A 19,082-nucleotide genomic window follows, 5' to 3' on the forward strand; every position below is an offset into this window, starting at 1 on the left:
GGAACCCATGCGCCTGCAAGGGCTGCTGTCCTTTCCACTGACCCCGTTCACCACCGACGACAAGGTCGATCTGGCCGTCTTCGCCGACCACTTGGAGCAGCAGATCGCCGCCGGCCCGGCCGGCCTCTTCGTGGCCTGCGGCACCGGAGAGTTCACCGCGCTCTCGGCCGACGAGTACCGCGACCTCGTCGCCACCGCCGTCCGCGTCGCCGACGGACGCCTCCCGGTCGTCGCCGGCTGCGGCGGCGGCCCCCGGATGGCCGGCGAGTTCGCCGTCATCGCCGCCGAGTGCGGAGCCGACGGCCTGCTGCTCCTGCCGCCGTACCTCATCTCCTCCACCCCGGCCGGACTCCTGGAGCACATCCGCTACGTCGCCGCCGCCACCGCGCTCCCGATCACCGTCTACCAGCGCGCCAACGCCGTCCTCGACGAGGCCGCCGCCGTCGGGCTCCTCGACATCCCCACCGTCACCGGGATCAAGGACGGGCGCGGCGACGTGGACGCCATGCTGCGCCTCGTCACCGCCATCCGCACCAGCGGCCACCCGCGCGCCGCCGAATTCGGCTTCCTCAACGGCCTCCCCACCGCCGAACTCTCCGTCCAGGCCTACGAGGCCATCGGCGTGGCCTGCTACTCCTCGGCCGTGCTCTGCTTCGCCCCCGACCTCGCCACCGCCTTCCACCGCGCGGTGCGCGCCGGGAACAACGAGGCCGTTCAGGTGCTGCTCTCCGAGTTCTACCTGCCGTTCGTCGCCCTGCGCGACGCCGCACCCGGATACGCGGTCTCGCTGGTCAAGGCCGGAGCACGGCTCGGCGGACTGGCCATGGGCCATGTCAGGCCGCCGCTCGTGGACGCCTCGCCGGAGCACGAACACCGGCTCGCCGGGATCATCGCCCGCGGCCGCGCCGCCCTCGCCGCACTGGAGGTGTGATGCGCGTCCGGGAGGTGGTCGTCACCCCGGTGGCCTTCCCCGACCCGCCCCTGCTCAACTCCGCCGGGGTGCACCAGCCCTGGGCCCTGCGCGCCGTCGTGGAACTCCGCTGCGGCGACGGGCTGACCGGGCTCGGCGAGACCTACGGGGACGCCCCGCACCTCGAGCTGCTCCGGGCGGCGGCCGGGGCCCTGGTCGGGCTCGACCCGTACGACACCAACGGGCTGCTGCGCCGGATCCGGACCGTGCTCGGGGGCGCCGACGCCCCCGACCGGCACGGCCTGACCGGCGGTTCCACCCCGGAGAAGACCGTGCTGCGGGTGCTCAGCCCCTTCGAGGTGGCCTGTCTCGACCTCCAGGGACAGCTGGCCGGGCGGCCCGTCGCCGACCTGCTGGGCGGCAGGGTCCGCGAGCGGGTGCCGTACGCCGGGTACCTCTTCTACAAATGGGCCGGCTCCGATCCGTACGGCGAGGCCCTGGACCCGGACGGGATCGTCGCGCAGGCCAGGGCGATGGTGGACACCTACGGCTTCCGCTCCCTCAAGCTGAAGGGCGGGGTGCGGCCGCCGGGGGAGGAGATCGAGGCGATCCGCGCCCTGCGCGAAGCCTTCCCCGGCCACCCGCTCAGACTGGACCCCAACCAGGCCTGGAACGTAGAGACTTCGATGAAGGTGGCCGCGGAGACGGAGGGCCTGCTGGAGTACCTGGAGGACCCCACTCCAGGGATGCCCGGGATGGCGGAGGTCGCGCGGACGGCCGCCATGCCGCTGGCCACCAACATGGTCGTCGTCGGCCCCCAGGACATCCCCGAAGGCTTCGGCCGGCGCGCCGTCGGCGTGGTGCTGGCCGACCACCACTACTGGGGCGGGCTGCGGCGCTCCGCCGAACTCGCCGCCGTCTGCGGCATGTTCGGCGTCGGCGTCTCCATGCACTCCAACAGCCACCTCGGGATCAGCCTGGCCGCCATGACCCATCTTGGGGCGGCACTCCCCGAGATGACCTACGCGGCGGACACCCACACGCCCTGGCAGTGCGGGGTGGACGTGGTCGCCGAGCCGCTGGAGATCGAGGACGGCTCGGTCGGGGTCCCCGACCGGCCGGGCCTCGGCGTCCGGCTCGACACCGACGCGCTCGCCCGGCTGCACGAGAACTACCTGCGCTGCGGCATCCGCGAGCGCGACGACACCGGCTACATGCAGACCTTCGACCCCGGCTACGAGAAGAGGCGCCCCCGTTGGTGACCCCGCCCCCGACCCCGCCCCCGGCCCCGCTTCCGACCCCGGCCCCACGCCCGCCCCGCCCCCCGGTCCCGCCGCCCACGGTCTCCGGCCACGCCTACCCCTGGGACGTCCTCGGCGATCCCGGCTTCGCGGACCGGGTCCGCGAAGCCGGGCTGGACGCCGTGACCCTGGCCGTCACCTACCACTCCACCCGCGCCGCCACCCCGCTGCACCCCCGCCGCCGCTTCGTCGACGCCCGGCACTCCGCCCTCTACCGCCCCGTGCGGGCCCGTGCCTGGGCCGGGCGGCGCCTGGTTCCGGCCGGCGCCCCCTGGGCGGAGGACCCCGACGCGGCGGGCGCCGCCACCCTCGCGCTGGCAGGCGCCGGCATTCCGGTGAGCGCCTGGCTGGTCCTGGCCCACAACAGCCGGCTCGGCGACCTGTACCCGGACCTGACCGTCACCAATTGCTTCGGCGAGACCTACCCCTACGCGCTCTGCCCCGCGCAGGAGGAGGTCCGGGAGTACTGCGCCACCCTCGCCACCGAGGCCCTGCGCGGCCTGCCCACGGACGCGGTGCGCGGGGTCTCGCTGGAATCCGCCGGCCAGCTGGGCGCCGTACACGCCGGCTGCCACGAGAAGACCGACGGGGCGTACCCTGCGGCCGAGCTGCGCGCCCTGTCGGTGTGCTGCTGCACCGCCTGCCGCACCGCGTGGCGGGCGGCCGGACTCGATCCCGACCAGGTGGCGCGGTGCCTGCGCGGCGGGCGGGAGCTCCCGGCGGAGCTGGGCGAGGCGCTCCTGCGCGTCCGGCACGACGCCGCCGACGCCCTGCGCGGGCGGGTACTGGAATCCGTACGGGCCACCCTGCCCGCAGCGGAGGTGACCCTGCACGCCCACCCCGACCCGTGGGCGACGGGCCCGTCCCCCGGGCTCACCGAGCGCGCCCGCACGGACGCGGACGCCCTGCTGGTGCCGTGCTGGCCCACGGGACCGGAGAGCGCCGAACTGGTGCGGCGGGCCGCAGCACCGGGCCTGCCCGTCAACGCCTACGTCACCGCCCAGCCCCCCGCCGACCCGGCCGCGCTGCCCGCCCACGTACGACGCCTGCGCGCCGCCGGTGCGACCCGGCTCAGCCTCTACCACCTCGGCCTGCTGCCGGGGGAACGACTGCCGCTGCTCGCGGCCCTGGCCAAGGAGTTCCGCGCATGACCCGCCCCCGCACCCTCCTGCTGACCGGCGCCGCGGGCGGGGTCGCCACCCTGCTGCGCCCGCTCCTGCCCGCCTACGGCTACACGCTGCGCCTCGCCGACATCAAGCCGGTCGACGGGGCCGCGGGACCGGACCACCTCACCTTCGACCTCCGGGACACCGAGGCGGTCCGGTCGGCGGTGCGCGGGGTCGACGCCGTCGTGCACCTCGGGGGGATCTCCCTGGAGGACAGCTTCGAGGCCGTCCTCGACGCCAACATGCGCGGCACGTACCACCTCTACGAGGCGGTCCGGGCGGAGGGCGTGCGCCGCGTGGTCTTCGCCAGCAGCAACCACGTCGAGGGATTCGTCCCGCTCACCGGCGGCCCCCTGCCGGCCGGTACGGAGCCGCCGGTCCGGCCGGACACCTACTACGGGCTGTCCAAGGCCTTCGGCGAGGGCCTGGCCTCCCTCTACGCGGACAAGTACGGCGTGGAGACGGTCTCGGTGCGCATCGGCTCCTGCTTCGAACGCCCCCGCACCGTGCGGATGCTGTCGACCTGGCTGAGCCCGGCCGACTGCGCCCGGCTGGTCCACGCCGCCCTGACCGCTCCCGGCGTCGGCCACACGGTGGTCCACGGGATCAGCGCCAACACCCGTGCCTGGTGGGACCTCACCTCGGCCCGGGCCCTCGGCTACGAACCGCAGGACGACGCGGAGTCCTACGCGGCCGGGCTGCTGGCCGAGCACGGCGAACTCGACCCCGCCCACGTGGACGCCCGCTTCGTGGGCGGGCACTTCACGCTGCAGCTACCGCCGACCTGAGTACGCCTACTCATGCCGGCCCGCGCCGGCCCGAGGACCATGGGCCGTCAGGGGCACGGACGGGAGACGGGGCAGGGGCATGAGCATGGGCACGGGCAGGTCTCTGGGAGCGGTGGCGGCCGTCGTGGCGGCGGTGGCGGCGCTGGTCTTCGCGTACGCGGCGGGGGCGCCGCCCGCGGTGGTGCTCGCCGTCGGGGCGGGCGCGCTGAGCCTCCTGTGGCTGCTGCTCCTGCTCACGCTGCCCTGGAACCTCTACTTCCGTGCGCAGGCGGTGCTCGCCGAGATCGCGGTCAGCCGCGAGAAGGGCATCGAGGTCTCCCCGGCCCGGGACGCCGAAGCCGCGCGCATCGCCCGCGCGATGCTCCGTACGGCCGTCGCGGGGCACGTCCTGACGGCGGCCCTCGTCCTCGCCGTCACCTGGGCGACGGGCGGGTTCACGGGGTACTGGTTCGCCGCGTTCTTCCTGCTGAGCACCTTCTTCCGGCCGGCCGGCGCCTACTTCGGCCAGCTCCGGCGGCGGCTCGGCACCCTCCTGAAGGACGTCACCCATCCGCGGGACGACGTGGTCGAACTGCGGGCCCGGCTGGCGCAGGGCGAGGCCGGGATCCGAACCCTGGAGGAGAAGGCGGAGGAGCAGTACCGGGCCCTCGCCGAACTGCGCCGCACCGTGGACGCGCTGGCCCTGAGCTCGTACGAGCGCACCGAGGAGGCGAACCGCAGGATCGCCGCACTGGGCAGGGAGTTCGAATCCACGGTGAACCGCCTCACCGACAACCAGGAGATCATCGCGGGCGTCAAGGCGTTCCTGCGCCTCCTGCGCTCCACGGACGCGGGGGTCGCGGGCGCGGGGGCCGAGGACACGGGAGCCGAGGGCGCGGCGCTGGAGGGCCGCGGGGCCCGCCGCCCGCGTGGCGAACATCCGAGGGGGCCGGAAGAATGATCACTGCTCCCCTCGTGCCGGACACCGGGCCCGACGAGGCCCCGGGGCGGTCGCGGCGGGAGTGACAAGGAGATGGGTATGGCCAGTCCCGCCGACCGAGCCGACCGCGGCCGGTCCGTCCGCCGGCAGGTGACCCGGTCCTCGCACGGGCGGTGGACGGCATCGGAGGACCGGCCCGACCCGCTCGACGTGCTGGCGCGGCAGGCCGCCGACCGGGTCGCCGAGCTGCTGCCGGTCCGCTACGGGCGGATGGCCGACTCCCCGTTCGCGTTCCTGCGGGGATCCGCCGCCGTGATGGCCGCGGACCTGGCCGCCCGGCCCCACACCGGCCTGACCGTGCAGCTCTGCGGCGACGCCCACCTGCTGAACTTCGGCCTCTTCGCCTCGCCCGACCGGGCCCTGCTGTTCGACCTCAACGATTTCGACGAGACCCTGCCGGGGCCCTTCGAATGGGACGTCAAACGGCTCGCCGCCAGCGCGGCCGTGGCCGCCCGGGACGACGGCCACGGCGACGACCGGGCGTGGCAGGCCGCCCTCGCCGCCGCCCGGGCCTACCGCCTGTCGATGCGGCGGCTCGCCGGGCAGGGCGAACTCGACGTCTGGTACCAGCGGTTCGACACGGCCGAGCTGATCCCGATGATCCGCCGGAACAAGGTGCGCAACAGGGTCGAGGCGAGCCTGGCGCGGGCCCGGCGGCGCACCAGCCTGCAGGCGTTCGCCAAGCTCACCGAGACCCGGGACGGCCGCCGGCGCATCATCCACGACCCGCCCCTGCTCGAACCCGTGACCGCGACCGAGAGCCGGGCCGTCGACGAGATCTTCAGGGAGTACCGCGCCACGCTCCCCGAGGAGCGGCGCCGCCTCCTGGACCGCTACCGGTTCGTCGAAGCGGCACGGAAGGCCGTCGGAGTCGGGAGCGTGGGCACCCGCTGCTACGTCGTCCTGCTGACGGGCCGCGACGAGCGGGACCCGCTCTTCCTCCAGATCAAGGAGGCCGGACCCTCCGTCCTGGAGGACCATCTCCCCGCCGCCGGCCACGACCACCACGGCCACCGGGTGGTCGCCGGGCAGAAGCTCCTCCAGTCGGGCGGAGACATCTTCCTGGGATGGACGACCGGCCCGGCCGGGCGCCACTTCTACCTCCGGCAACTGCGCGACATGAAGGGGTCGGCCGTCGTCGAGACCATGACCCCGGACATGCTCCGGCAGTACGTGGAACTGTGCGGCACCGCACTGGCCCGGGCACACGCCCGCTCCGGCGACCGCATCGCCATCGCCGGGTACCTCGGCAAGGCCGACGCCTTCGACCGCGCCACGGCCGACTTCGCACTCCGCTACGCGGACCAGACCGCCCTGGACCACGCCCTGCTCACCGCGGCCATCTCGCACGGAGCCATCACCGCCACCCACGGCATCTGAGGGGAGAGCGGGGAGCGCCGCGGACGGCGTTCACACGATCGGCTCAACCGAAGGTGCGGATCCGGCGCGGGCGTGTGTCCCATGGGACGGATGTCCGTTGGGACGGATGTCCGTCCTTCCCCGTCCCGGGAGTGCCATGAGTCTGCCGTCCGAGCCGCTCGACGAGGCGCACGCGACCGAGCCGGTCCGCTGGAACCTCCGCATCCTGGCCGGACACCTGCTCCGCTCGGCAGCCTCGGTCGTCCTCCTCACGGCCCTGTACTACCTGGCCCCGCTGGACGGCGGATTCGGCGTCCTGGCCGTCGTACTGCTCGTACTCGGACTGCTGCTCTTCGGCGGCCTCGTCGCGTGGCAGACCGCCGCCATCACCCGTGCGGAGTATCCGCGGCTGCGCGCCCTCGAAGCGCTGGCCACCGCCGTCCCGCTCTTCCTGGTGATGTTCTCCGCGTCGTACTTCCTGCTCTCGAAGGAGCTGCCGGAATCGTTCGCGGAGCGGCTGAGCCGGACCGACGCGCTGTACTTCACCGTCACGGTGTTCGCGACCGTGGGATTCGGGGACATCGCCCCCACGACCCAGGCCGCCCGTGCGCTGGTGACCGGACAGATGGCCCTCGATCTGATCGTGGTCGGCGTGATCGCCAAGGTCCTCTTCGGCGCGGTCAGGATCGGGATGCGCAGGCGGGGCGGACGCTCGCCGATCCCGGAGGACGACTCCTGACCGATCCGCGGCGGCCCGGGACGTGCGGGGCGTAGGGAGCTCACGGGTGGGGAACTCCACTAGGGGCAGGCCGAGTTGACGGCTCAGTGCGGGGGACGGGATCCGTCGGTCGTCGGCACCACCGAAACCCTGGGGGGCTGACGCGCGTGGATTCCCAGATCATCGTGAGTCTGGCGTCCAAGGGGGTCGCAGGGCTGGCGGTCGTCGCGAGCCTGGTGACGACCCTGCTCTCCCTGCGCGCGCAGCGGCAGAACACGCGCGACACGCTCGAGGCTCAGGAGCGGCTGTCCGCCGTGCAGGAACGCGCGCTCCACGAGCGGTCGCACGCGCAGGACCTGCGCGACAAGCGGGCCGATCCGTATCTCGCCCTGATCAAGTGGGCCGGACGCCTGCTCGAAGCCCTCGACGAACTGGACGAAGCGGCAAAGCCGTACCTGTCGGTGGAGGAATGGAACATCGACCCCGACGTCGACGACCTCCTCGACCTCTACGCCTCCGACGGGATCCACGTGCGGTACGCGGCCCTCCGCGGGCGGCTCATGGGGCTCGTCGCCGCGAACGGCCCCTTCCTGCCCAAGGCCGTGACCTGGACGGAGTCCCGGGGTGAGGTCGCCGACTTCACGATCGAGCCGGAGCCGCCGTGGACCGCCTGGCCGGCCCGGGCGGAGGCCCGTGACCGGCTGATGAACGAGGCCATAGACCTCATCGCGCAGGTCAGGGCCGAACTGCAGGGGAGGACGAGCCGCGGCTACTTCATCATCTGGCGGCTGTCCTGACCGGCCCTGACCGGTCCGGACCGAACCAGGGCGGCGGCTCGGCGCGGATCTCGAGGCCCTGCGGAGGGCCGTAGAGCGTCCGTTCGGGTGGCGTTGGCCCCTGGACGGTGATAAGTGCGCCTGGAAGTCCGCCGGTCCGTGCTGTGCTGTGGCCACGGCCCGAAGGGGGTCGTACGCGGGCCCGCCCGCTGTTAGCGGCAGGTTCGGCCCCAACAGCGAAGGAGGACTGATGTCGCGCTACCGCAAGGACCGGCGAAGGCGGAGTTTGATCGGTCAACTGCTCGTGCTGGTCGCGGTGTTGACGGTCTCGGCTCTGGACGTCTCCGGGGCGCATGCCGCCGCGGTCCACTCCAAACAGGACCCCGACTGGGATGCCATCGCCCGGTGTGAATCGGGCGGGAACTGGCGGGCGAACACCGGCAACGGCCATTACGGCGGACTGCAGTTCACCCAGTCGAGCTGGAAGGCGGCGGGGGGCCGCAAGTACGCGCCACGCGCCGACCTCGCCACGAAGGCGGAACAGATCGCCACGGCGAGGAGGCTCGCCAAGATCCAGGGAATGGGGGCCTGGACCTGCGCACGCCGCAGATGAGGGGGCGGACGAGCGCGAAGCCGAGGGGGCAGGCAAGGGGTGCGATCGCCGGGTCCGTCAGATGGCGAGGCCGTCGATCAACTCGGCGCCGGGCAGCTCCGCGAACAGCGTCCCGGGCGCGATGATCTTCCCGCGGCGGCGCCCGCTGCCGATCAGTACGTACGGCATGTCGCGGACGGCGGAGTCCACCAGCAGGGGCCAGCCGTCCGGAAGTCCCAGCGGGGTGATGCCGCCGTACTCCATGCCCGTCAGCTCCACGGCCGTCTCCATCGGGGCGAAGGAGACCTTGCGCGCGCCCAGATGACGGCGGACGGCGCCGTTCACGTCGACCCGGGCCGCGGAGGGCACCACGCAGGCGGCGAGCGTGGTCTCGCCGCCGCGCTTCGCGGCCACCACCACGCAGTTCGCCGACTGGTCCAGCAGTTCCGGGCCGAAGTGCGCGACGAAGGCGGCGGTGTCGGCGATGGCCGGGTCGGTGTCGACGTAGAGGATCTGCGCGGCGGGTACCTCGCCCTGCCAGCCGCCGACCGCTCGCGCCACGGGCGGGGTGAGCTCGTCGAGGCAATCGGGGGCGGGTACGGCGTGGTCGAACGGCCCGATGGGAGTGCGCATGATCGCACGCTAGCACCGGGCCCGACGGCGTCTGTCAGCGGGCCCGCACACCATCTCTGACCTGCTATTTCACCGGGAATGCCGGTGGGGTGGGGGTGGGGCGTGCGGATGCGGGCCGGGTGGCCCTGTGCCAGCTTGGTACGAGTGGGGGCTGGAACGGGGGGCGTCTTCCCCGAAGGGGTGCATCACAGATGAACCGACTTCTCGCCACGGCGGTGAGCACGGCCGCCGCAGGGCTTCTCGTGGTCGGCGGGGCCGCCTCGGCCCTCGCCGCCGGTCCCACCGACGACGCGACCACGAAGCTGTGCAGCAGTCTGACCGAACTCAAGGCCGACAACGCGAAGTTGCGTGCGCTCGACCCGGCGACCGCCACCAAGGACCAGATCAAGGACGCGCACAACGCCGTCCAGGACGACTGGAAGACCGTCGCCGAGTCCACCGCGCAGTTCAACGCCGCGCAGAAGGACGCGGTCAAGTCCGCCGCCAACGACCTGAAGAAGACGTACGAGGACCTGCCGGGCGACACCACCGGCGCCGAGGTCCTCACCAAACTCACCCCGGACCTGCAGAAGCTCGACACGGCCGTCGCGAGCGCCCAGACCGGCCTGCAGTGCGGCTGACCCCGACGCCCGGCCGGGGCGGGGCGCGGTAGGGGCGCCCCGCCCCGGCCGGGCACCCGCAGAGGCCCGCAAGCGCCCGTGGACGCCCGGATCCGGGCGCGCCGGGCGGGCCGGGGCCGTAGGGCGGATGCTGGAGTATGGACACCAACCGGCGCCCCGTGCGGCGCCCACCGCTCCGGGGCGTGGTTCTCGCCCTCGGACTCGCGGGCGCCCTCGCCCTGGGGAGCGCGGCCCCGAGCGCGGGCATTCCCCGCGACACCGCCCCGCCCTCCAGAACCTGGGGGCAGACGCAGACCTACAGCGACGGTCTCGGCGTCACCGTCGCCCAGCCGACCCCGTTCGCGCCGAGCGGCACCGCCGCGGGGCACCGTGAGGGCCATCAGGCCGTGGCCTGGAAGATCACCCTCAGGAACGGCACTCCGGAGCCCTTCAAGGCCGCGCTCGTATCCGTCTACGCGAAGTACGGGACGGCCGGCGAGCAGGCGGAGGCGGTCTTCGACAGCGCCAACGGCATCGGTTCCAGTTTCGAGGGGAGCATCAGCCCCGGCCGGTCCGCGACGGTGACCTATGTCTTCGACATCCCCAGGAACGGGACGGGCACCCTCGACCTGGAGGTCGTGCCCAACGTCTTCGACTACGAGGGAACCCACTGGAGCGGGCCCCTGAACACCCCCGCCGGACGGAGCTGAGCCCCTCGCACCGGTTACCGGGAGTGAGGGCGAGGGTGAGGGCAGGTGAACGAGCGCAACCCGGTCGACGAGCTGATCGTCAGCGCCGCGCAGGCCGCCGGCGGCTGGCTGGGGGCGCTGCCGGTCGCACTGGTGGCCACCAGCGCGGACGGCACCATCGTGCGCTGGAACCAGCTCGCACAGGAGCTGCTCGGTTACGCTCCGCCGCAGATGCTGGGACGCAACATCGCGGACCTCCTGCATCCGGGATCCGACCGCAGTCTGGGCCGCTCCCTCTGGGAGGCCGCGGCCGCCGGGCGGGGCGTGATGGGCACCGTGACCGCCTGGCACCGCGACGGGCACCCGCTGGAGCTGGAGATCTGGGCCTCCCCGGTGTCCGACCGCCGGCACGACGTGGCCACGGTGCTGGTCTTCGCCGCCGACGCCCACGCCGCGCGCCGCATCCGCGGCTCGTCGGCGGTGTGGGACGGCCTCTTCGCCCGCTCCCCGGTCGGCATTGCGATCCTCGACTCCCAGCTGCGGTTCCTCCAGGTCAACGCCGCACTCGAAGCCATGAACGGGCTGCCGGAATCCGCGCACGTGGGACGCAGCCTGGCCGAGATCCTCCCGGAGGTGAACGCCCGCGAGATGGAGGAGGCCATGCTCCAGGTGCTGGAGACCGGACGGCCGGTCCTGGACCGCCGCCGGGTCGGACGGACGCCCGCGGAACCGGACCACGACCGCGTGTGGTCCTGCTCCTACGTGCGGGTGGAGGATCCCGCCGGCATGTCGATCGGGGTCATCGCCTCGCTCGTCGACATCACCGAGCAGCAGCGCGACCACGTCGAAGCCGAAGCCGGACGGAGCCGGCTCGCCCTGCTCAGCGAGGCCAGCATCCGCGTCGGCTCCAGCCTCGACCTGGAGCGCACCGCGCAGGAACTGGCCGATCTCGCCGTACCGCGCCTCGCCGACGCCGTCACCGTGGACGTCCTGGACGCCATGGCGCACGGGGACGAGCCCGGCATGGGGCTGATCGGCGGGGTCGCCCTGCGGCGCCTCGGCAAGGCACCGCTGTCCGGGTCCAGGGTGACCGACATCCTCGCCCCCCTCGGCAGGACCCTGCTCTTCCCCGTCGCCGCCCCCTACACGCAGGCGCTCGCGGCCCGGCAGCCGTACTTGATCGCCCGTCTCGACGAACAGGCCGTCGCCCCCGCCGCCCGGCACACCTCCAAACCGGCCCAACTGCTCGCGGTGGGCGTGCACTCACTGGTCATGGCCCCCCTGGTCGCGCGGGAGACGGTCATCGGCGTCGCCACCTTCTACCGCACCCGCCCGGTGGGTTCCTTCGGCTCCGAGGACGTCACCCTCGCCGGTGAACTCGCCGCCCGGGCCGCGCTCAGCATCGACAACGCCCTGCTCTACCACCGTGAGCACGACACGGCCGTCCTCCTCCAGCGCAGCATGCTCCCCCAGCACATCACCCCGCCGCCCGGCATCGAGGTCAGCCACCGCTACCTCCCCGCGAGCGACGTCAACGAGATCGGCGGGGACTGGTACGACGTCCTGCCCCTGGCCGGCGGCAAGGCGGCCCTGCTCATCGGCGACGTCATGGGGCACGGCATCGCCGCCGCCGCGGTCATGGGCCGGCTGTCCGCCTCCGTACGGGCCCTGGCGCGCCTGGACCTGTCGCCCGTACGGCTGTTGCACCAGCTGGAAGCCGTCCTCGGCGACCTGGCCGAGCCGATGCTCGCCACCTTCCTGTACGTCGTCTGCGACCCGGCCACCGGACACTGCACCGTCACCCGGGCCGGACACCCCCCACCCGCACTCGTGCTCCCGGACGGAACGGTCCGCCTGCTGGACACCCCGCCCGGTGTCCCCCTGGGGGTCGGGGGCATCGCCTTCACCCCCACCGAGATCACCGCACCCCCCGGCAGCCTCCTCGTCCTGTACACCGACGGGCTGATCGAAGCCCGGGGCCGTGACCTCGACGAGCGGCTCGCCGAAATGACGCGCCTCCTCGCGGATCCCCAGCGCCAGCTGGACCACCTCTGCGACTCCCTGATCACCCACCTCGTCCCGGCGGCGGCCGACGACGACGTAGCCCTCCTCATCGCCCGCGTCGGCGGGGTGCCGTGAGCAGCTACGGGGCTTCGCCGCCCGAGACGGCGGCGCGGCACTCGGCGGCCTCCTGCAGGACACTGGCCCTGCCCGCGGGGTCGTGCGCGAGCAGGGCGACCGCCTGCTCGTAGTACTCCACTGCCTCCGCGCACCGGTCCTGGGCGCACAGCCACCGGGCGTTCCACAGACGTACGGTCCACAGGGGAGCCGTGCCGCCTTCGGCCGAGGCCTTCTCCGCCCGCTCCAACTCCGTCCGGGCCTGGGCGAAGAGCCCCTGGGCGATGAATACGCGGACGAGTGCGATGTGCAACTCGATCGTCAGGGAGTCGGTGTCCCGGCCGGTCTCCAGCTGATGACGCAGCAGCGCGCGCAACTCCTCCTCGGCGTCCGAGCTCTGCATGAGCTCCAGCTGAAGGCTGACCCGGGTCTGCACGAGGTCGGCGAGATGTCCGGGACTGGAAGGGGAGTTGTCCCCGGCCGGTACGTAGAGGTCGAGGAGACGGCCGATCAGCACGATGGCCGCGCGTTCACGCCCGCTGTGGAGGAGCAGCCCGAGGAGCTCCAGGGAAATGTCGTGGTAGAGGGGGGAGAGCTGTTCGTCCGCTTCGTCGAGGCGGGCCAGGAGCGCACCGAACACGTTCTCCGCAGGCTCCGTCCGGTGCCCTTCCGTGAGCGCGTGACCCACCTGGTGGAGCACGTTGATGTCCAGTTCGGCCGGGTTCGCCTCGACGACGGCCAACAGGGCCTGGGCTTCGGCAGCCGCACCCTCGTCCTTGCCCTGGCTCGCGAGCACCTGCACCAGGATGGCGTGGACCAGGAGGCCGCTGCCCACGTGCCGAGGGGAGCGCAGCTCGTCCAGAACGGCGCGCAACTGCTCTTCTGCCTCGGGGAACCGACCGGTCGAGGCCAGGGCGCGCGCCCACCGGAAGCGGAGTTGCAGTGTTGCCCCGTCCTGTGGTCCCCGCTCGTCTCGATACCCCTCGTAGAGCTTGCGGGATTCGTCCACGTCGCCGATGTCTTCGTAGTACTGCCCGCGAATCGCACCCACCACGAGGAGGGACTCGGGCAGGGCGGCGGAACGCTCCATCATCAGCCTGAGCAGTTCGCCGGCCTGGTCCCGGCGGTTGGAGGCGAGGCAGAAGCCGTACGCGGCCCATCCGGCTTCGACGAACCAGGTCAGCGACTCCACATCGTCCGAGGGCGCCGAGCCCAGGGCCGCCAGCACGTGAGGGAGCTGGACCTGCCACCTCTTCCAGTGGTCGGGAGTGTTCGTATCTCCCCCCATCCATCGCACGACATTGACGGCAGCCCGCCAGACCTCGGCGGCTTCGTCTCCCGCGCGGACCTGCGCGGCATTGGTGTCCAGTACCAGCGGGTGGGCGGTGACACAGGGAGGCGCCGCGTTCGCCGCGTCGCTCCCGCCGGCTGATGTGCCGGGGTTCTCCACGTTCAGCAGGCCCACGTCGACGAGTGCGTCGACAGCGAGGTCGCCGTGCTCGAACCCTGCGGGGGACCCGTCTTCCGGGCTGACGAGCCCGTACGCGAGCAGCGGGGCGGGGAACGGGTCGGGGGCGAAGCACGAGAGCACCCGCATGAGCATTCTGGCCTCCGGCAGCCCTTGCCGGGCGAGCAGGTCGAGGCTGATCTCCCAGGTGTGGCCCACCAGCCTGCGCAACCGCTGGTCGTCCACGCCGAGCCGGGACGGTTCACCCGCGTCCAGCAACGGGGCACCCAGTCGGTCCAGTTCTGCCGTATACCCCGCGAAGTCGCCGGTGGGGCGGGCACCGACCGTGCCGGGTACGAATCCGAGGCCCCTTCGTACCCGCGCCAGGTACGCTCCGGCCAGGTGCAGCGCAAGGGGGAGCCCGCCCAGCCTTCCTGCGAGCCTCCGGGCATCCCCCACCGGTCCGGCATGTCCCGCCAGGTCGGTGAGGACCTGTGCTCCGTCCTCGGCGGACAGCACCTCCACCGCCCGGCACACGGCTTCCCCTCCCCACAGCAGCGGGTTGCCGACGCGACTCGTCACCACGGTGAGACCGGCCCGGCTCGGCCGGATCCATCCGGTGCCGTCCCCGGGCGAGCCGTGCTCCGAAGCCACGACGGAGAGATCGTCCACGGCATCGACGACGAGCAGCCAGCGCCGGTCCGCACGGTCCAGGAAACGCCACACGAGATCCAGGGCGCTCGACCGCCCCGCCCAGGCGTGGTGGAGGTCCTCGTCCGCCGCGCCCAGTTCACGGGCGATCTGGGACATGCCCGTGAGCAACCGCTCGTGCGTCGTCGCCGACACCCAGAACACCTGGTGCCCGAGGTCCCGGGCATGCCGGGCGAGCCGCAGTGCGGCCGTCGTCTTTCCGCATCCGCCGAGCCCGTGCAGTACCTGCACCTGCCCGTGCTCCTCGGTCACGGCCCGTGTCAGATCGGCCAGCAGAGAGTCGCGGCCGTGGATGCGGACGGGCAGCTCACCGTACGGGGGGCGCACGGAGTACGTCCCCGGCCGCCGATCCGTGTCGGCTGAAACCTCGCCGGCAGTACGGAGCAGGCCCTCCACGGCCGTTCGGCGGGGGTTCTCCGCAGCCGTGCGGCGGCGTTCCTGGTCCGCGGCGCTCCGCTTCGCCCGCCATGCGGCCGGACCCCGCCGGGGCGTGCCCGACTTCTGCTGCGCCTTGGCTTCCAGCAGGTCCACCAGGACGGCGAACGGGCGACCGTCCTCGGGCACGCTCTTGCCGCTGAACCACAGGCTGAGCTTGCTCTTCCCGAGGGTGACCGGGGGGCGCTGCTGCAGGCCCCAGGCCGCCATCCGGCTGAACGTAGGCGTTCCCGCGTCGGTCCGCAGGCGCCGCAGGTCAGCCGCGAGACGGTCGGCTGCGGACTGGTCGTCCATCGGTCCCCGTTCAGTCTGAACTCTCGGTGAACACCCATTGCACCAGGCCTGCCCTGCACAGATGTGGTGTTCAGCGAGAAACCAGGCAGTTGAACCACCCGCGGACCAGGTCGCATGGTCGCCGACCGGTCGGAGGGACCGGGCCTGGAGAGAGGATGCGCGGTGAAGGAATACGCGGCGAAGTGGCGTGACCGGGTGTGGAGGCGCGAAGTGCTGAAGACAGCGGGAGGGTGGGTTGTCTCGGGGCTGGTACGTGAACTCGTCGGCAGGGTCCTCTCCTTGTGGTGGGGGCTGTGAGTCGCCCGCCGGGTGCTGACCGGTCGCACATGTGACGTCCGCGCCGTCGGGGCCGTGCACCGCCTCCGGTGCACGTGCCCCGGCGACGGCAGGTCAGCCGCAGCCGGCGGTCAGGGCTGCGGTGAACTCCCCGGCCAGTTCGGTGATCACGGGGAGGTCGAAGGCCAGTGCGTTGTACTGGAGCCAGCACCGCAGGCCGCCGTCCGGCTGTTCGACCACGGTGAGTTCGGGTACGCCGCGGTCGCCGCCGGGGAGGGGCCAGGGGACGGTGCTTCCGCGCGGCAGTTCCCAGGGCTCGCAGGTCAGGCCGGGGAGCTGGGCGGGCGCGGCCCAGGCCTCGTAGCGGAGCCAGGCCGCGAAGGGTACGGACGGGCTGAACTCGGCGAACGGGTAGAGCTGGTGGTCCAGCGCCTCGCTGTAGACCGTCCGCAGCCGGTCCACCAGTTCGGCGAAACCGGGGCCCCCGCTCGCGTCCACCCGGAGCAGCAGCGACTGGACGAAGCAGCCCACCGTCCGCTCGGAGTCCGGGCGCGGGCGGCCGGGTACGGGGGTCATCACCACCAGGTCGGGACGGCCGCTGCGGCTCGCCAGCAGTCCGGCCCAGGCCGCCGTGACGGCCAGGAACGGGGTGGCGCCCAACTCGGCCGCCCGGGCCCGCAGGGCTTCCGCCAAGGACGCCGGTATCTCGAACTCGTGCGCCTGGGTCAGCACTTCCTCCACCGTGCGGCGGCCCGCGAACTGCTCCAGGGCCTCCGGGGCCCCGGCCAGCGCGGTGGCGAAGTGGGCCCGGGAGACCGGCCACTGGGCGTTCGCCCGGTCCACCAACTCCGCGTAGTCCGGCCCCGATCGGGCCGGCGGGGCCGAACGGCCGCGCCGCAGCGCGGAGTAGAAGACACCGAGGTCGGAGAGGAGGACCCCGGTCGACCAGCCGTCGGAGACCATGTGGTGGACCGCGACGAGCACGATGTGGTCGGTCTCCGAACGGGTCACCACCAGGAGGCGGGCCATCGGGTCCCGGGCCAGGTCGGTCAGCCGGTCCCGCTCGGCCAGCAGCAGGGCGTCCACCTCCGCGTCCGTGGCCCCCGGGACCCGGGTGAGGGTGATCCGTACCCGGGGCTCCTCGTCCAGGACGGCCCGTACGACCCCTGCGCCCGCGGCCTCTGCGCCCGCGGCCTCTGCGCCCGCGGCCTCTCCACCCGCGACCCCTGCGCCCGCGGCCTCGAACCGGGTCCGCAGCGCCGGATGGCGCCGGACCGCCTCGGTGAGCGCCCGGCCCAGGGTCTCCGGCTCCAGCCGGTCGGTCACCCGGAACAGCGCCGTCACCGCGCCGGCGTCCCGGCCGGGGGCCTCGGCCATCCAGCGGAAGAAGTTCTCCTGCTGCGAGGTGAGGGCGACGGCGTGCGGCTGGGCCCGGAGCGCGGCCAGGAACGGCGTCACGGTCTCCGTCCCGGCAGGAGCTCCGCCCACAGTGCTCCGCCGCCGGTCGGGGTGGTCCACCCAGGCGGCCTGGGAGCGCAGCGAGGGCCGCTCGAAGATCAGGGCGGTGCCCGCCCGGACCCCGAACCCGGCGCTGATGCCACTCGCGAGCTGGACCGCCCGGAACGAGTCGCCGCCGAGCGCGAAGAACTCGGCGGCCACGTCGGTGACCGGCCGCCCCAACAGGCGCCGCCAGAGCGCGGCCAGCCGCAGCTCCGTCGGGGTGGCCGGGGCGAGCGCGGGACCGGAGGCCTCCGCGGGCGCGTCGAACAAGGGGCGGAGCCAGTGCTTGACCACCTTGCCGCTCGGGTTCCTGGGCAGGTCGTCCGCGAGCAGGATCCGGACCGGCAGTTCGGGCCGGCTCAGCCGGGCGCTCAGGAACAGCCGCAGCTCGTCCAGGTCCACACCGCCGGGCCCGGCCACCACGACGGCCACCGGGACGGCCCCCATCACGGGGTGCGGCAGGCCGAGCGCGGCGGCGTCGGCGACCGCGGGGTGCTCGTGCAGCACCTCCTCGATCCGCAGCGTGGAGACCTTCAGGGCTCCGCTCTTGATGACGTCGCTCTCCCGGTCGACCAGGTAGAGGTAGCCGTCGGGGTCGAGGCGCCCGAGGTCGCCCATCCGTACCCAGCCGTCCCGGAACACCTTCGCGTTCTCCCCGGCGGCGCCCAGGTAGCCGCGGGGCGGTCCGGGCTGGCGCAGCCAGACCTCGCCGACCTGACCGGCGGGCAGCGGCAGCCCTTCCGCGTCGAGGATCCGCAGGTCGCGGGGGTCGGCCGGGCGGCCCAGCGATCCGGGGCGGCGGGTGTCGACCACGGTGGAGATCTGTGCGGGGGAGGCCTCGGCGGAGGTGTAGGTGTTGACCAGCGTCGCGCCCGGCAGCGCCGAGGCCAGCGCGGCGGCCACCGGCACGGGGAGTGCGGCGGCGGAGGAGTTGACCAGGCGCAGACTGCTCAGGTCGTACCGCCCGGCGGTCCCCGCGTTGACCAGTTCGATCGCCATCGAGGGCACCAGGAAGGCGGTGCCGATCCCGAACTCCTCGACCGCGGCGCCGAACCGGTCCGCGTCGAAGCGCGGCAGGCTGACCGTGGTGGGCGCGGCGGTCAGTGCGGCCAGCAGCATCACCTGACCCGCGTTGGTCCCGATCGGGAAGGCGTGCAGGGCGTGCCGCGAGTGCGCGTAGGCACGGCGGCGGGGATGCGCGGCCAGGCCGGCGGTGAGGTTTCCGTGCGCGGCGAGCACGCCCTTGGGCGCGCCGGTGGTGCCCGAGGTGCCGATCACCTGGGCCGGGTCCTGCGGACCGACCCGGTACGGGGGGCCGGCCGGCGGTTCAGGGTGCGCCGCGAGCAGGGCGTCCAGTTCGTGCCCCACCAGGCCCTGTACGCCGGGCAGTTCGGCGTCCCGCAGGACGGTGCCGACCCCGGCCAGCTCGGCCAGGGCGGCGGCATCGGCCTCGGAGAGGTCCTCGCGGACCGGGACGGGCACCCCGCCCGCGTACTGGACGGCGAGGAAGGCGACGGCGTACCGCTCCCAGCGCGCGTTGGAGAACCGCAGCAGGACCCGGTCGCCCGGACCGACCCCGGCGGCGGCCAGCCCGGCGGCGGCGCGCAGCGCCTCCTCGCGCCAGCGGCGACAGCTGAGCTGCCGGCCGCCGACGACCTGCAGGGCTATGTGGTCCGGCTGTTCGGCGGCCCTGGCGTCGAGGAGCTCCGGGACGGTCGTGGCGGCGGGCGGCGCGGTGGCGGGCGGCGCGGTGGTGGCGATGGCGTTCTCCGGTGGAATTCAGGGGGATTC

Annotated in this window: 15 protein-coding genes; 12 read left to right on the top strand and 3 right to left on the bottom strand. The window is 73.4% G+C overall.

Going from position 1 to position 19,082, the window contains the following annotated elements; genetic code table 11:
• Nucleotides 1-7: 7 nt before the first annotated feature.
• From NLX94_RS07215 to NLX94_RS07255, 9 genes are all read left to right on the top strand, one after another.
• Complete coding sequence (locus NLX94_RS07215) at nucleotides 8-931, top strand: 5-dehydro-4-deoxyglucarate dehydratase (RefSeq protein ID WP_254381741.1); 924 nt, start codon at nucleotides 8-10, stop codon at nucleotides 929-931.
• Nucleotides 931-2,172 carry a glucarate dehydratase family protein gene (locus NLX94_RS07220; protein ID WP_254381742.1) on the top strand — a complete coding sequence of 414 codons (1,242 nt, stop codon included), beginning with the start codon at nucleotides 931-933 and terminating at the stop codon, nucleotides 2,170-2,172. The genes NLX94_RS07215 and NLX94_RS07220 overlap by 1 nt, the downstream gene beginning before the upstream one ends.
• On the top strand, nucleotides 2,169-3,362 hold the full coding sequence (locus NLX94_RS07225; protein ID WP_254381743.1) for a hypothetical protein: 1,194 nt from the start codon (nucleotides 2,169-2,171) through the stop codon (nucleotides 3,360-3,362). Before NLX94_RS07220 ends, NLX94_RS07225 begins: the two co-directional genes overlap by 4 nt.
• Complete coding sequence (locus NLX94_RS07230) at nucleotides 3,359-4,165, top strand: NAD(P)-dependent oxidoreductase (protein WP_254381744.1); 807 nt, start codon at nucleotides 3,359-3,361, stop codon at nucleotides 4,163-4,165. Before NLX94_RS07225 ends, NLX94_RS07230 begins: the two co-directional genes overlap by 4 nt.
• Before the next feature lie 79 nt (nucleotides 4,166-4,244).
• Nucleotides 4,245-5,105 carry a hypothetical protein gene (locus tag NLX94_RS07235; protein ID WP_254381745.1) on the top strand — a complete coding sequence of 287 codons (861 nt, stop codon included), beginning with the start codon at nucleotides 4,245-4,247 and terminating at the stop codon, nucleotides 5,103-5,105.
• Nucleotides 5,106-5,183: 78 nt separating this feature from the next.
• Nucleotides 5,184-6,524, top strand: coding sequence for a DUF2252 domain-containing protein (locus NLX94_RS07240; protein WP_254381746.1), 1,341 nt, complete (start codon nucleotides 5,184-5,186; stop codon nucleotides 6,522-6,524).
• A 136-nt stretch (nucleotides 6,525-6,660) separates the two neighbouring features.
• Nucleotides 6,661-7,242, top strand: a complete 582-nt coding sequence (locus NLX94_RS07245; RefSeq protein ID WP_254381747.1) for a potassium channel family protein — start codon at nucleotides 6,661-6,663, stop codon at nucleotides 7,240-7,242.
• Nucleotides 7,243-7,388: 146 nt separating this feature from the next.
• On the top strand, nucleotides 7,389-8,018 hold the full coding sequence (locus NLX94_RS07250; protein WP_254381748.1) for a hypothetical protein: 630 nt from the start codon (nucleotides 7,389-7,391) through the stop codon (nucleotides 8,016-8,018).
• A 229-nt stretch (nucleotides 8,019-8,247) separates the two neighbouring features.
• Nucleotides 8,248-8,610, top strand: a complete 363-nt coding sequence (locus NLX94_RS07255) for a transglycosylase family protein (RefSeq protein ID WP_254381749.1) — start codon at nucleotides 8,248-8,250, stop codon at nucleotides 8,608-8,610.
• Nucleotides 8,611-8,667: 57 nt separating this feature from the next.
• Here the strand turns inward: NLX94_RS07255 and NLX94_RS07260 are convergent, their stop codons facing one another.
• On the bottom strand, nucleotides 8,668-9,222 hold the full coding sequence (locus NLX94_RS07260) for a YbaK/EbsC family protein (protein ID WP_254381750.1): 555 nt from the start codon (nucleotides 9,220-9,222) through the stop codon (nucleotides 8,668-8,670).
• A gap of 191 nt (nucleotides 9,223-9,413) precedes the next feature.
• Here NLX94_RS07260 and NLX94_RS07265 point away from each other — a divergent pair, with 191 nt between their 5' ends.
• The 3 genes from NLX94_RS07265 to NLX94_RS07275 all read left to right on the top strand — a co-directional run bounded on the left by NLX94_RS07265 (nucleotide 9,414) and on the right by NLX94_RS07275 (nucleotide 12,649).
• Nucleotides 9,414-9,842 (top strand): hypothetical protein, encoded by a 429-nt coding sequence (locus tag NLX94_RS07265; protein WP_254381751.1) that lies wholly within the window; start codon nucleotides 9,414-9,416, stop codon nucleotides 9,840-9,842.
• A 137-nt stretch (nucleotides 9,843-9,979) separates the two neighbouring features.
• Nucleotides 9,980-10,531, top strand: coding sequence for a hypothetical protein (locus tag NLX94_RS07270; protein WP_254381752.1), 552 nt, complete (start codon nucleotides 9,980-9,982; stop codon nucleotides 10,529-10,531).
• A 45-nt stretch (nucleotides 10,532-10,576) separates the two neighbouring features.
• Complete coding sequence (locus tag NLX94_RS07275; RefSeq protein ID WP_254381753.1) at nucleotides 10,577-12,649, top strand: SpoIIE family protein phosphatase; 2,073 nt, start codon at nucleotides 10,577-10,579, stop codon at nucleotides 12,647-12,649.
• Between the two features lie 4 nt (nucleotides 12,650-12,653).
• Here NLX94_RS07275 and NLX94_RS07280 read toward each other — a convergent pair whose 3' ends face one another.
• Nucleotides 12,654-15,515 carry a tetratricopeptide repeat protein gene (locus NLX94_RS07280; RefSeq protein WP_254381754.1) on the bottom strand — a complete coding sequence of 954 codons (2,862 nt, stop codon included), beginning with the start codon at nucleotides 15,513-15,515 and terminating at the stop codon, nucleotides 12,654-12,656.
• A 390-nt stretch (nucleotides 15,516-15,905) separates the two neighbouring features.
• A complete protein-coding gene (locus NLX94_RS07285) occupies nucleotides 15,906-19,070 on the bottom strand; it encodes an AMP-binding protein (protein ID WP_308402402.1) in 3,165 nt (1,054 codons plus the stop codon).
• Nucleotides 19,071-19,082: the final 12 nt, after the last annotated feature.

It is taken from the genome of Streptomyces sp. TBY4 (assembly GCF_024213195.1).
In the GTDB taxonomy this organism is placed as follows: Bacteria; Actinomycetota; Actinomycetes; order Streptomycetales; family Streptomycetaceae; genus Streptomyces.

What these genes read in the sequence shown, in the direction of transcription:
- NLX94_RS07215 (WP_254381741.1), top strand. Translation starts at nt 8, where the DNA reads ATGCGCCTGCAAGGGCTGCTGTCCTTTCCACTGACCCCGTTCACCACC.
- NLX94_RS07220 (WP_254381742.1), top strand. Translation starts at nt 931, where the DNA reads ATGCGCGTCCGGGAGGTGGTCGTCACCCCGGTGGCCTTCCCCGACCCG.
- NLX94_RS07230 (WP_254381744.1), top strand. Translation starts at nt 3,359, where the DNA reads ATGACCCGCCCCCGCACCCTCCTGCTGACCGGCGCCGCGGGCGGGGTC.
- NLX94_RS07235 (WP_254381745.1), top strand. Translation starts at nt 4,245, where the DNA reads ATGAGCATGGGCACGGGCAGGTCTCTGGGAGCGGTGGCGGCCGTCGTG.
- NLX94_RS07240 (WP_254381746.1), top strand. Translation starts at nt 5,184, where the DNA reads ATGGCCAGTCCCGCCGACCGAGCCGACCGCGGCCGGTCCGTCCGCCGG.
- NLX94_RS07245 (WP_254381747.1), top strand. Translation starts at nt 6,661, where the DNA reads ATGAGTCTGCCGTCCGAGCCGCTCGACGAGGCGCACGCGACCGAGCCG.
- NLX94_RS07255 (WP_254381749.1), top strand. Translation starts at nt 8,248, where the DNA reads ATGTCGCGCTACCGCAAGGACCGGCGAAGGCGGAGTTTGATCGGTCAA.
- NLX94_RS07260 (WP_254381750.1), bottom strand. Translation starts at nt 9,222, where the DNA reads ATGCGCACTCCCATCGGGCCGTTCGACCACGCCGTACCCGCCCCCGAT.
- NLX94_RS07265 (WP_254381751.1), top strand. Translation starts at nt 9,414, where the DNA reads ATGAACCGACTTCTCGCCACGGCGGTGAGCACGGCCGCCGCAGGGCTT.
- NLX94_RS07270 (WP_254381752.1), top strand. Translation starts at nt 9,980, where the DNA reads ATGGACACCAACCGGCGCCCCGTGCGGCGCCCACCGCTCCGGGGCGTG.
- NLX94_RS07280 (WP_254381754.1), bottom strand. Translation starts at nt 15,515, where the DNA reads ATGGACGACCAGTCCGCAGCCGACCGTCTCGCGGCTGACCTGCGGCGC.